We start from the raw sequence: 12,688 nt of genomic DNA on the forward strand, positions 1-12,688 counted from the left end.
CCCGATGCCCACGATCCAAGACGGAACATTAGACTCGACAAATCGGCAAGCTCGACCAGCTCAAAGCAAGGAGGAACGGGTGGCTCTGCTGACCCGTATCAGGGGACCGCGAGATCTGGACCGGCTCTCCCCGGAACAGCTGGACCAGCTGGCCGACGAGATCAGGACGTTCCTCGTGGACGCCGTCTCCAAGACCGGCGGGCACCTCGGCCCCAACCTCGGTGTGGTCGAGCTGACCATCGCCCTGCACCGGGTGTTCGACTCCCCGAAGGACAAGGTCCTCTGGGACACCGGCCACCAGAGCTACGTCCACAAGCTCCTCACCGGACGCCAGGACTTCTCGAAGCTCAAGATGAAGGGCGGCCTCTCCGGCTACCCCTCGCAGGCCGAGTCCGAGCACGACGTCATCGAGAACTCGCACGCCTCCACCGTCCTCGGCTGGGCCGACGGCCTGGCCAAGGCGAACGAGGTCCTGAAGAAGGACGACCACGTCGTCGCCGTCATCGGCGACGGCGCGCTCACCGGCGGCATGGCCTGGGAGGCGCTGAACAACATCGCCGCCGCCAAGGACCGCCCGCTCGTCATCGTCGTCAACGACAACGAGCGCTCCTACGCGCCCACCATCGGCGGCCTCGCCAACCACCTGGCCACCCTGCGCACCACCGACGGCTACGAGCGCTTCCTCGCCCGCGGCAAGGACATCCTGGAGCGCACCCCGGTCGTCGGGAAGCCGCTCTACGAGACGCTGCACGGCGCCAAGAAGGGCCTCAAGGACTTCATCGCCCCGCAGGGCATGTTCGAGGACCTCGGCCTCAAGTACGTCGGCCCGATCGACGGCCACGACATCGAGGCCCTGGAGTCCGCCCTGACGCGCGCCAAGCGCTTCGGCGGCCCCGTGATCGTCCACTGCCTCACCGAGAAGGGCCGTGGCTACCAGCCCGCCCTCCAGGACGAGGCCGACCGCTTCCACGCCGTCGGCAAGATCCACCCCGACACCGGCCTCCCCATCGCCTCCTCCGGCGCCGACTGGACCGGCGTCTTCGCCGAGGAGATGGTCGCCCTCGGCAAGGAGCGCGCGGACATCGTCGCCATCACGGCGGCCATGCTCCAGCCCGTCGGCCTCGACAAGTTCGCGAAGGCCTTCCCCGAGCGGGTCTTCGACGTCGGCATCGCCGAGCAGCACGCCGCGGTCTCGGCCGCGGGCCTGGCCACCGGCGGTCTGCACCCGGTCTTCGCGGTCTACGCGACCTTCCTCAACCGGGCCTTCGACCAGGTCCTGATGGACGTGGCCCTGCACAAGTGCGGCGTCACCTTCGTCCTGGACCGGGCCGGTGTCACCGGCACCGACGGCGCCTCGCACAACGGCATGTGGGACATGTCGATCCTCCAGGTCGTGCCCGGCCTGCGGCTCGCCGCCCCGCGCGATGCCGACCAGGTCCGCGCCCAGCTCCGCGAGGCCGTCGAGGTCACCGACGCCCCCACCGTGGTCCGCTTCTCCAAGGGCGCGGTCGGCCCGGCCGTCCCGGCCCTGCGCCGCGTCGGCGGCATGGACGTGCTCCGCGAGGCCGACAGCGAGCGGCCGGACGTCCTCCTGGTCTCCGTGGGCGCCCTCGCGCCGATGTGCCTGGAGATCGCCGACCTGCTCGACAAGCAGGGCATCTCCACCACCGTCGTCGACCCCCGCTGGGTCAAGCCCGTCGACGAGGCCCTCGCCCCGCTGGCCGAGCGCCACCGGGTCGTCGTCACCGTCGAGGACAACAGCCGCGTCGGCGGCGTCGGCTCCGCCGTCGCCCAGGCGCTGCGCGACGCCGGCGTCGACGTCCCGCTGCGTGACTTCGGCATCCCGCCGCGCTTCCTCGACCACGCCTCCCGCGGCGAGGTGCTGGCCGAGATCGGTCTGACCGCCCCGGACATCGCCCGCCAGGTCACCGGCCTCGTGTCGCGGCTCGACGGGCGGTTCGAGAGCAGCAGCCAGGCCGTGGAGCCCGCCCGCGACTGACGGGCCTCCGTCACCCGGCGTCACCTTTGGGCCGGTCGGCTCACTCTTCGGAGTGCCGACCGGCCCTTTCGCGTGCATTCTGACCTGAGGGCGGGCAGCCCCATGGCAGGGAGGTGCGACGTGAGTACGGATCAGCAGCCACGCGCCAATACCGGATTGTTCCGGACGAAGTCGGTCGAACAGTCGATCCGCGACACGGAGGAGCCGGAGCATGCGCTCCGGAAATCCCTGTCGGCCTGGGATCTGACGGTGTTCGGCGTCGGTGTCATCATCGGCACCGGCATCTTCGTCCTCACCGGCAAGGTGGCCAAGGAGAACGCCGGGCCGGCCACCGCCCTCGCCTTCGTCGCCGCGGGCATCGTCTGCGCCCTGGCCGCCCTGTGCTACGCCGAGTTCGCCTCGACGGTGCCGGTGGCGGGATCGGCGTACACCTTCGCGTACGCCTCGATCGGCGAGCTGCCCGCGTGGATCATCGGCTGGGACCTGGTCCTGGAGTTCGCCCTGGGCACGGCGGTGGTGGCCGTCGGCTGGTCCGGATACGTCAGATCCCTGATGGACAACATCGGCTGGCACCTGCCGGCCTCGCTCGAAGGCCCGGACGTCGCGGGCGGCACCTTCGACATCCTGGCCTTCCTGCTCGTCCTCGTGCTGACCGTGGTCCTCGTCCTCGGCATGAAGCTCTCCGCCCGGATCACCGCGGTCGTCGTCGCGATCAAGGTGACCGTCGTGATGATCGTGATCGTCGCGGGCCTGTTCTTCATCGTCGGCGACAACTACAAGCCGTTCATCCCGCCGGCCGTCAGCCCGCCGGGCGGTACCTCCGGCTGGAACTCGCCGATGGTCCAGCTGATCTTCGGCTACGAGCCGACGAACTTCGGCGTCATGGGCATCTTCACCGCCGCCTCGGTCGTGTTCTTCGCCTTCATCGGCTTCGACGTGGTCGCCACGGCGGCCGAGGAGACCAAGCTGCCGCAGCGGGACATGCCCCGGGGCATCCTCGGCTCGCTGCTCATCTGCACCGTGCTGTACGTGGCGGTGGCCCTCGTCGTCACCGGCATGGAGAAGTACACCGAGCTGTCCACCAGCGCCCCGCTCGCCGACGCCTTCAAGGCGGCGGGACACCCCTGGTACGCGGGCGTGATCAGCTTCGGCGCCGCCGTCGGCCTCACCACGGTCTGTCTGATCCTGCTGCTCGGCCAGACCCGTGTCTTCTTCGCGATGAGCCGCGACGGCCTGCTGCCGCGCTTCTTCTCGGTCACGCACCCCCGGTTCAGGACGCCGTACCGGCCGACCATCCTGCTCGGTGTGATCATCGCCATCGTCGCCGGCTTCACCAGCATCAACGAGCTGGCGACCCTGGTGAACATCGGCACGCTCTTCGCCTTCGTCATGGTCGCCATCGGCGTCATCATCCTCCGCCGCACACGCCCCGACCTGCACCGGGCCTTCCGCACCCCCTGGGTGCCGGTCCTCCCGATCCTCTCCGTCGCGGCCTCGGTCTGGCTGATGCTCAACCTGCCCGGCGAGACCTGGTTCCGCTTCGCCGTCTGGATGGTGATCGGCTTCTTCGTGTACTTCCTGTACGGGCGCGGTCACAGCCGGCTCGGGCGGGAGGGCCGGGACGCCATGTACTGAGCGGCTGAGGCCGTAGGCGCGGGGGAGGCCGTCCGGGAGGGCGACTACAGTCGGCTCGTACCCGAACTGCTCCCGACGACCGGAGTGCTGGATCCCCCCATGGCGAATCGATCCCAGGCCACCGACGACCGCTCCCACGGCCCCGCCGCCCCCGTGCTCCAGGGCGGCTGGCTGACCAGAGGGGAGGAGGGCCGGTTCAGCGCCTACCTGCCCCGGGACGGCGAGGTGGTGCGCTGGACCGAGGAGCCCGGAGGCGGCTGGAGCGGCCCGGTGTCCCTCGGCGGCGACGGCCTGACGCAGTTCCTCGCCGTCGGCCAGGGCGCCGACCGGTACGTCCACCTGGTCGGCGTGCGGCCGACGGGCGGGGACGAGGGACACGTCGAGCTGGTGCACGCCGTCCAGTTCCAGACGGGCCGTCCGGCGGCCGCCTGGCGGCCCCTCGGGCACTCGAACGGCAAGTCCCCCTGGACGGGCCACCCGGCGGTCGCCGTGGACGCCCTGGGCCGCGTCTACGTCTTCGTAAGGAACGGGGGCGGCGGCCTCAGCGTGCGGGCGCAGAAGGACGCGGGCGGCTGGCACCCCTGGTGGGACCTGCTCGGCTCCAAGACCGACCCCTCGCCGGTCGCCGTCACCAACGGCTCGGGATTCGTCGAGCTGTACAGCTCGCACGCCAAGGGCCTGGTCCGCTACGTCCAGCGCGAGTCCGGGGCCAAGCCGATCCGCGAGGAGCTGCTGCCCGCCTCGGTGGCCATGGGCACCCTCGCGGCCGTCACCGGCCCCTCCGGGCACGTCACGCTCTTCTACCTCGACCAGGAGGGCCAGGTCATGGCCTGGTCGCCGGAGCGCGAGCTCGCGCCGACGCCGCTGGGCAAGGCGGTCGGCACCGGACGCCTCTCCGTCACCCGCTGTCTCGTCGGCGGCGTCGACCACACGGTCCTCGCCCAGCGGTCCGAGGACGGCCGGCTCGCCCTCGCCGGCTACCCCAGCGAGCAGGAGGCGGAGAGCCTGAGCTGGTCCGAGACCGGGGAGCGGCAGGGGAGCCTGGCAGCGGTCCTCGCCCAGGGCGTCGACGGCGGCCTGGTCGCGATGACGGTGGCCGACGGCCGCACACCGCTCACCGCCCGTCAGAAGGCGGGGGCCGAGGGCCTGCTGCTCGAAGGCTGGCGCTCCATAGGGTGACGCCGCCCGCGCGAACGGGAAACGGCCCCGGCACCTGTGCGAGGTGCCGGGGCCGTCGTCTTGACGCGTCCTGGTGCTAGGCCGGGACGCTCGCCACGCCCTGGGCCAGGAAACGCTTGCCGTTGACGCGCTCGGAGACGCCCTCACGGTCCAGGTACGGCGTGATGCCGCCCAGGTGGAAGGGCCAGCCCGCGCCCGTGATCAGGCAGAGGTCGATGTCCTGCGCCTCGGCGACGACACCCTCCTCCAGCATCAGGCCGATCTCCTGCGCCACCGCGTCCAGGACGCGGTCGCGGACCTGCTCCTCGGTCAGGACGACGTCGCCCTGCTTGAGGAGGGCGGCGACCTCCGGGTCGAGTTCCGGCTTGAAGCCGTTCTCGGCGTTGTAGACGTAGAAGCCGCGCTTGCCGGCCTCGACGACCGCCTTCAGGTTGGGGGAGACCTTGAAGCGCTCGGGGAAGGAGCGGTTCAGGGTCTCGGAGACGTGCAGGCCGATCGCCGGGCCGACGAGCTCCAGGAGCACCAGCGGGGACATCGGCAGGCCGAGCGGCTCGACGCCCTTCTCGGCGACGGCGACCGGGGTGCCCTCGTCGATGACGTTCTGGATCTCGCCCATGAAGCGGGTCAGGATGCGGTTCACGACGAACGCCGGGGCGTCCTTGGTGAGGACCGCGGTCTTCTTCAGCTTCTTGGCGACGCCGAAGGCGGTGGCCAGGGAGGCGTCGTCGGTCTTCTCGCCGCGGACGATCTCCAGGAGCGGGAGGATCGCGACCGGGTTGAAGAAGTGGAAGCCGACCACGCGCTCCGGGTGCTGGAGCTTGGAGGCCATCTCCGAGACGGACAGCGAGGAGGTGTTGGTGGCGAGGATCGCGTGCGCCGGGGCGACCGCCTCCACCTCCGCGAACACCTTCTGCTTGACGGACATCTCCTCGAACACGGCCTCGATGATGAAGTCCGCGTCCGCGAAGCCCTCGGCCTTGTCCAGGACACCGGAGACGAGGCCCTTGAGACGGTTGGCCTTGTCCTGGTTGATCCGGCTCTTGCCGAGCAGCTTCTCGATCTCGGCGTGGACGTAGCCCACACCCTTGTCGACGCGCTCCTGGTCGATGTCGGTCAGGACGACCGGCACCTCCAGGCGGCGCAGGAAGAGCAGGGCCAGCTGGGAGGCCATCAGACCGGCGCCGACGACACCGACCTTGGTGACCGGGCGGGCCAGCGACTTGTCCGGGGCACCGGCGGGGCGCTTGCCGCGCTTCTGCACCAGGTTGAAGGCGTAGATGCCGGAGCGCAGCTCGCCGCCCATGATCAGGTCCGCGAGGGCCTGGTCCTCGGCGTCGAAGCCCTTCTGCAGGTCGCCGTCCTTGGCGGCCTCGATGATGTCGAGGGCGCGGTAGGCGGCCGGGGCGGCGCCGTGCACCTTGGAGTCGGCGATGGCGCGGCCCTTGGCGACGGCCTGGTCCCAGGCCTCGCCGCGGTCGACCTCGGGGCGCTCGACGGTGACGGAGCCGTTGAGGACACCGGCCGTCCAGATGAGCGACTGCTCCAGGAAGTCGGCGCCCTCGAAGATCGCGTCGGCGATGCCGAGCTCGAAGACCTGCTTGCCCTTGAGCTGACGGTTCTGGTTCAGCGAGTTCTCGATGATGACCGTGACGGCCTTCTCGGCGCCGATCAGGTTCGGCAGGATGGCGCAGCCGCCCCAGCCGGGCACCAGGCCGAGGAAGACCTCGGGCAGCGAGAAGGCCGGGAGGGCCTTCGACACGGTGCGGTAGGAGCAGTGCAGGCCGACCTCGACGCCGCCGCCCATGGCCGCGCCGTTGTAGTACGCGAAGGTCGGGACGGCGAGCGCGGAGAGGCGCTTGAAGACGTCGTGGCCGCCCTTGCCGATGGCGAGCGCCTCGTCGTGCTTCTTGAGCAGCTCGACGCCCTTGAGGTCGGCGCCGACGGCGAAGATGAACGGCTTGCCGGTGATGCCGACGCCGACGATGTCACCGTTCGCGGCCTCGGCCTCGACCTGGTCGATCGCCGCGTTCAGGTTGGCGAGGGACTGCGGGCCGAAGGTGGTCGGCTTGGTGTGGTCGAAGCCGTTGTCCAGCGTGATCAGCGCGAACTTGCCGGCGTTCGCCGGGAGTTCGAAGTGCCGTACGTGGGCGCTGGTGACGACCTCGTCCGGGAAGAGCTCGGCGGCGCCCTTCAGAAGCTCGGCGGTGGTGCTCACTTGCCCTCCCAGTGGGGGTTCTCCCAGATGACCGTCGCGCCCATGCCGAAGCCGACGCACATGGTGTTGAGGCCGTAACGGACCTGCGGGTTCTCCTCGAACTGGCGGGCCAGCTGCGTCATGAGGCGGACGCCGGAGGAGGCGAGCGGGTGACCGTAGGCGATCGCGCCGCCGTACTGGTTCACGCGGGCGTCGTCGTCGGCGATGCCGTAGTGCTCCAGGAACGCGAGGACCTGCACGGCGAAGGCCTCGTTGATCTCGAACAGCTGGATGTCGTCGATCGTCAGGCCGGCCTTGGCCAGGGCCTTCTCGGTCGCCGGGATCGGGCCGTAGCCCATGACCTCGGGCTCGACGCCGGCGAAGGCGTACGAGACGAGGCGCATCTTCACGGGGAGGTTGTTCTCCCGGGCGAAGTCCTCGGAGGCGATGATCGAGGCGGTGGCGCCGTCGTTGAGGCCGGCCGCGTTGCCCGCGGTGACGTTGCCGTGGACGCGGAACGGCGTCTTCAGGTTGGCCAGCGACTCCAGGGTGGTGCCCGGGCGCATCGGCTCGTCGGCGGTGACCAGGCCCCAGCCGGTCTCGCCGCCCGCCGGGTCGGTGCGGCGCACCGAGATCGGCACCAGGTCCTGCTGGATCTTGCCGTCGGCGTACGCCTTGGCGGCCTTCTCCTGCGAGCGCACGGCGTACTCGTCGGCGCGCTGCTTGGTGATGCTCGGGTAGCGGTCGTGCAGGTTCTCGGCGGTCATGCCCATGAACAGGGCGGACTCGTCGACCAGCTTCTCGCTGACGAAGCGCGGGTTCGGGTCGACGCCCTCGCCCATGGGGTGGCGGCCCATGTGCTCCACGCCACCGGCGATGACGGCGTCGTACGCGCCGAAGGCGATCGAACCGGCGACGGAGGTGACGGCGGTCAGCGCACCGGCGCACATGCGGTCGATGGAGTAGCCCGGCACCGACTGCGGCAGCCCGGCGAGGATGCCCGCCGTACGGCCGAGGGTCAGGCCCTGGTCACCGATCTGCGTGGTCGCGGCGATGGCGACCTCGTCGATCTTCGCGGGGTCGAGGGCCGGGTTGCGGCGCAGCAGCTCCCGGATGGCCTTCACGACGAGGTCGTCGGCGCGGGTCTCGTGGTAGATGCCCTTCGGGCCCGCCTTGCCGAACGGGGTGCGGACGCCGTCGACGAAGACGACGTCCCTGACGGTACGAGGCACGATGGCTCTCCTCCAGGGTGCGGGATGGCACTGCTGCTGCGGCCCACGCCTAAGCGTGCGCTTGCTCCCCCCATGCTACTTGTGGGTAACCAAGCTGCCCAGTCCCTGAGGGCCAAGCGGTGAAGGTCACATCCGCGCGCCCCCTCCGCGCGCCCCTCCGTTGGGACGGTCCGGCAACCCGATGGGCCCAGGACGGCCGCTGTGCCGTGGCGACCCCTTCCCGGCGGACGGAGCCTGGCCGGGCTGGGGCACGAGGCCCCGGCCCGGCCCGCAGAAGGGATCCCCATGTCGATCGTCACCACCGACCACGAGGTCACCCATAAATCCACCGTCCCGGCGAACAAGGGCGAGACCGTCAAGCTCTTCGTACGGGAGCGCAACGGCACGCCCCCGGGACAGCCGCGCAAGCCGGTCCTGATGCTCCACGGCCGGAGCGTCCCGGTGCTCGCGGGCTTCGACCTCCAGTACAAGTCGTACAGCTGGGCCGAGGAGCTGGCGAAGGCCGGCTACGACGTCTTCCTGATGGACCTCCAGGGCTCGGGACTCTCACCGCGCCCCAAGATGGACGACCCCCACAACGTCAACCCCGCCCAGCAGCACCTGCTGACCCCGAGGCCGCCGGGATTCGTGCCGGGCCCGCCGAGCTACCCGTACCAGCTGACCAACTCGTACAGCGACCGGGACGAGCTGAACACCGTCGTGAACTTCGTCCTGAACCTGTGCGGGACGGCGAAGCTCGCCTTCATCGGCTGGTCCGCCGCCGCCTTCCACATGGGGCCGTACGCGATCAACAACCCCGACAAGGTCGAGAGCCTGTTCCTGCTGGCCCCGGTCTTCCCGGCCAACGGCTCCTCCACCCCGCCGTCCCCGCTGCCCCAGCCGGGCTTCCCGATGTTCATCGGGGGGAAGACGGGGTTCGTCAAGGCCCTGGACAACGAGACGCACTGCGTGGACCAGCGTGAACCCGGCATCACCGACGTGGCCTGGGACGCGGTCATGAAGTGCGACCCGATCGGCAGCGCCTGGGGGCCACCCACCGGGTTCAACAGGATCAGGAACTTCGTCCGGTGGGGATGGAACAAGACCACCGCGGGTCAGGGCGGAGTGCTCGGCGGAAGCGTGCCGGTGCTCATCGTGTACGGGGACAGCGACACCCAGGCGAACACCTCACCGCCCGGCCCCGACCCGGAACTCAACTTCTCGGTCCCCGAGCTCTACGACGCCATCCAGGGCCCCCACAAGCTCATGGTCAAGCTGGCCTGTGCGGGGCACTCGGTGGTGTGGGAGAACCAGCACAAGAACCTGCATCACCTCTCGAAGCACTGGCTGAAGCTGCTCAAGGTCGACGGCAAGAGCAACGGGGTCTTCGACATGGACACCGACGGCAACCTCAGCCCGGCGTAGCGCACGAAGGAGCCCCCGGCGCCTCTCCAGGCACCGGGGGCCCTCCCCGTCCGGTCACGCGCTCGCCGACAGCGCCTTCACGAGCAGCGGGGTCACCAGCTCCACCTGCCACGGACGGGCGCCGTAGCCGGACAGGGCCGCCGACACCGTCTCCGGGGTCGCCGGGGCCGGCGGCTCCCAGCAGACGCGGCGGACGGTGTCCGGGGTGATCAGGTTCTCCTGCGGGAGGTTCAGCTCCTCCGCGAGCGCCGAGACCGCCGTGCGCGCCGCCGCGAGGCGGGCCGCGGCGGCCGGGTCCTTGTCCGCCCAGGCGCGCGGCGGGGGCGGGCCCGCGACCTGCTGACCCGGCTGGGGCAGCTCGCTCTCCGGGAGGGCCCTGGCGCGGTCCACCGCGGCCTGCCACTGCTCCAGCTGGCGGCGGTTCATCCGGTTGCCGAAACCGGGCAGCGCCAGGAGCGCGCCCACGTTCACCGGCACCGCGAGCGCCGCCTCCACGATCGCGGCGTCGCTCAGCACCTTGCCGGGGGAGACGTCGCGCCGCTGGGCGACCTTGTCACGGGCCGTCCACAGCTCCCGTACGACCGCCATCTGACGCCGGCGGCGCACCTTGTGCATGCCGGAGGTCCGGCGCCACGGGTCCTTGCGCGGCGGGGCGGGCGGGGCCGAGGCGATCGCGTCGAACTCCTGGTGGGCCCACTCCAGCTTCCCCTGCCGGTCGAGCTCCTTCTCCAGCGCGTCGCGCAGGTCGACGAGGAGCTCGACGTCCAGGGCCGCGTACCGCAGCCACGGCTCGGGCAGCGGGCGGGTGGACCAGTCGACGGCGGAGTGGCCCTTCTCCAGGGCGTATCCGAGGACGGACTCGACCATCGCGCCGAGGCCGACCCGCGGGAAGCCCGCGAGGCGCCCGGCGAGCTCGGTGTCGAAGAGCGAGGTGGGGAGCATGCCTATGTCGCGCAGGCAGGGGAGGTCCTGGGTCGCGGCGTGCAGGATCCACTCGGTCCCGGCGAGCGCCTCGCCGAGCCCCGAGAGGTCGGGGCAGCCGACGGGGTCGATCAGCGCGGTGCCCGCGCCCTCGCGGCGGAGCTGGACGAGATAGGCGCGCTGGCCGTAGCGGTAGCCGGAGGCGCGCTCGGCGTCCACGGCCACGGGACCGCTTCCGGCGGCGAACGCGGCGATCACCTCGGCGAGGGCGTCCTCGGTCTCGACGACGGGAGGAATCCCCTCGCGTGGCTCCAGCAACGGGATCGGAAGCCCATTCGCAGGGACATCGTCGTCCGGGGGGCCGCCCCCGGTGGTGCGCAGTGCTGTGTCTGCTGCGGTCTCTTGGGCGTCGGTCACGTGTCAAGGGTATCGGTGAACGGCAAGCGCCTGTCGACGGAACGTTCCGTCGACAGGCGCGGGCCCGTGTCCACCGGCCGTCAGTGGATGATCCCCGTCCGCAGGGCGACCGCGACCATGCCGGCGCGGTCCCCGGTGCCCAGCTTGCGGGCGATGCGGGCGAGGTGGCTCTTGACGGTGAGGGCGGAGAGCCCCATGGAGACGCCGATCGCCTTGTTCGACTGGCCCTCCGCGACGAGCCGCAGCACCTCGACCTCACGGCCGGAGAGCTCGCGGTAGCCGCCCGGGTGGCTCGGGGCACCCGGGGGGCGGCGGTGGCCGAGGCGGGCCGCCGCGGCGCCGATGGGGGCGGCGCCGGGGCGGGTCGGGTGGCCGATGTTGGTGCGGGTTCCGGTGACGACATAGCCCTTCACGCCGCCCGCCAGGGCGTTGCGTACGGCGCCGATGTCATCGGCGGCCGAGAGGGCGAGGCCGTTGGGCCAGCCCGCGGCGCGGGTCTCGGACAGCAGGGTCAGGCCGCTGCCGTCGGGCAGGTGGACGTCGGCTACGCAGATGTCGCGCGGGTTGCCGACGCGGGGACGGGCCTCCGCGATGGACGACGCCTCGATCACGTCGCGCACTCCGAGGGCCCACAGGTGGCGGGTGACGGTGGAGCGGACGCGTGGGTCGGCCACGACGACCATGGCCGTCGGCTTGTTCGGGCGGTAGGCGACCAGGCTTGCGGGCTGCTCGAGGAGAACGGACACCAGGCCTCCTGGGGGGAAGGGTGCGGGACGGAGCCGGCTCGGGGAAGAAGCCGGGGGCGAACCCATGCTGTGAAGGGGTCACTGACTCCTTCGGCAGCTGGGCCGCCCGCCTTTAGGGAAAGATCACGATTTGGTGAGTAACAATTAGGGCAATTCGGACGCGTGATCGATCATCCTACGAGCGGGCCCCGCCCCGTCACCCCCACGAGGGACCCCCGGGGGAGGCGTTCTACGCCCCCTGCGGCCCCCGTCGCTGGGGCAGCGAGACGACCCCCGCGCCCGTCACGGTCCCCGCCCCCGGATCCGCCGCCGCGGGCGGCAGTCCCGCGATCTGGCAGAGCAGATCGCACCAGGCCGCCAGGTGCGCCCCCGTGTCCGGCACCCCGCCCCGGCCCTCGCGCGGGGTCCAGGACGCCCGGATCTCGATCTGGGTCGCCGGCCTGCGGTCCGCGAGCCCGCCGAAATAGTGCGAGCCCGCCATCGTGACGGTCCCGCTCGCCTCCCCGTACGCGAGCCCCCGCGCCTCCATGGCCCCGGTCAGCCAGGACCAGCACACCTCGGGCAGCAGCGGGTCCGCCGCCATCTCCGGCTCCAGCTCCGCCCGGATCAGGGTCACCAGACGGAACGTGCCCTTCCAGGCCTCGTGCCCGTCCGGATCGTGCAGCAGGACGAGCCGCCCGTCCGCCAGGTCCTCCTCGCCCTCCACGACGGCCGCCTCCACCGCGTACGCGTACGGGGCGAGCCGCTGCGGCGGCCTGGTCGGGTCGACTTCGATCTCGGGCCGCAGCCTCGCCGACCGCAAGGCCTCCACCGCCCGCCGGAACGCGGGCGGAACCGGGTTCGTCTCCTTGCTCTCCGCCGTTTCGTCCGTCCCTCGATCGCCGTCGGAATGATCGGAAAAATGTCCCTGAGCCGCAGCCATGCGGGGAAGAGTAGGCGGAACGGGGCCTCCGTGCAGGGA

General features: G+C 71.2%; 9 protein-coding genes. 4 read left to right on the forward strand and 5 right to left on the reverse strand.

Features of this window, described 5'->3' with window-relative positions; translation table 11 throughout:
- The first annotated feature begins 79 nt into the window (after positions 1-79).
- The 3 genes from dxs (at position 80) to AB5J54_RS30720 (ending at position 4,813) form a co-directional block, all read left to right on the forward strand.
- Positions 80-1,999, forward strand: a complete 1,920-nt coding sequence (gene dxs / locus AB5J54_RS30710; RefSeq protein ID WP_369147151.1) for a 1-deoxy-D-xylulose-5-phosphate synthase — start codon at positions 80-82, stop codon at positions 1,997-1,999.
- Positions 2,000-2,119: 120 nt separating this feature from the next.
- Positions 2,120-3,634: an amino acid permease gene (locus AB5J54_RS30715; RefSeq protein WP_369147152.1), complete on the forward strand. Its 1,515-nt coding sequence runs from the start codon at positions 2,120-2,122 to the stop codon at positions 3,632-3,634.
- Between the two features lie 99 nt (positions 3,635-3,733).
- Positions 3,734-4,813, forward strand: a complete 1,080-nt coding sequence (locus AB5J54_RS30720) for a hypothetical protein (protein ID WP_369147153.1) — start codon at positions 3,734-3,736, stop codon at positions 4,811-4,813.
- Positions 4,814-4,889: 76 nt separating this feature from the next.
- On the opposite strand, the gene AB5J54_RS30725 is transcribed toward AB5J54_RS30720, so the two are convergent.
- Both AB5J54_RS30725 and AB5J54_RS30730 read right to left on the reverse strand, forming a co-directional pair.
- Positions 4,890-7,028 carry a 3-hydroxyacyl-CoA dehydrogenase NAD-binding domain-containing protein gene (locus AB5J54_RS30725; RefSeq protein ID WP_369147154.1) on the reverse strand — a complete coding sequence of 713 codons (2,139 nt, stop codon included), beginning with the start codon at positions 7,026-7,028 and terminating at the stop codon, positions 4,890-4,892.
- Positions 7,025-8,239 (reverse strand): acetyl-CoA C-acyltransferase, encoded by a 1,215-nt coding sequence (locus tag AB5J54_RS30730; protein WP_369147155.1) that lies wholly within the window; start codon positions 8,237-8,239, stop codon positions 7,025-7,027. The genes AB5J54_RS30725 and AB5J54_RS30730 overlap by 4 nt, the downstream gene beginning before the upstream one ends.
- A gap of 285 nt (positions 8,240-8,524) precedes the next feature.
- On the opposite strand from AB5J54_RS30730, the gene AB5J54_RS30735 reads away from it, so the two are divergent.
- Complete coding sequence (locus AB5J54_RS30735) at positions 8,525-9,643, forward strand: alpha/beta fold hydrolase (RefSeq protein WP_369147157.1); 1,119 nt, start codon at positions 8,525-8,527, stop codon at positions 9,641-9,643.
- Positions 9,644-9,697: 54 nt separating this feature from the next.
- On the opposite strand, the gene AB5J54_RS30740 is transcribed toward AB5J54_RS30735, so the two are convergent.
- The 3 genes from AB5J54_RS30740 to AB5J54_RS30750 form a co-directional block, all read right to left on the reverse strand.
- Positions 9,698-10,981, reverse strand: a complete 1,284-nt coding sequence (locus tag AB5J54_RS30740) for a ribonuclease D (RefSeq protein WP_369147158.1) — start codon at positions 10,979-10,981, stop codon at positions 9,698-9,700.
- An 80-nt stretch (positions 10,982-11,061) separates the two neighbouring features.
- Positions 11,062-11,727: a response regulator transcription factor gene (locus AB5J54_RS30745; protein WP_015037008.1), complete on the reverse strand. Its 666-nt coding sequence runs from the start codon at positions 11,725-11,727 to the stop codon at positions 11,062-11,064.
- A 229-nt stretch (positions 11,728-11,956) separates the two neighbouring features.
- The gene (locus AB5J54_RS30750; RefSeq protein ID WP_369147159.1) at positions 11,957-12,649 is read right to left on the reverse strand and encodes a DUF3000 domain-containing protein; all 693 of its coding nucleotides are present in this window, start codon (positions 12,647-12,649) and stop codon (positions 11,957-11,959) included.
- Between the last annotated feature and the right edge of the window lie 39 nt (positions 12,650-12,688).

The sequence above is a fragment of the Streptomyces sp. R44 genome (assembly GCF_041053105.1).
In the GTDB taxonomy this organism is placed as follows: Bacteria; Actinomycetota; Actinomycetes; order Streptomycetales; family Streptomycetaceae; genus Streptomyces.

What these genes read in the sequence shown, in the direction of transcription:
- AB5J54_RS30720 (WP_369147153.1), top strand. Translation starts at nt 3,734, where the DNA reads ATGGCGAATCGATCCCAGGCCACCGACGACCGCTCCCACGGCCCCGCC.
- AB5J54_RS30735 (WP_369147157.1), top strand. Translation starts at nt 8,525, where the DNA reads ATGTCGATCGTCACCACCGACCACGAGGTCACCCATAAATCCACCGTC.
- AB5J54_RS30750 (WP_369147159.1), bottom strand. Translation starts at nt 12,649, where the DNA reads ATGGCTGCGGCTCAGGGACATTTTTCCGATCATTCCGACGGCGATCGA.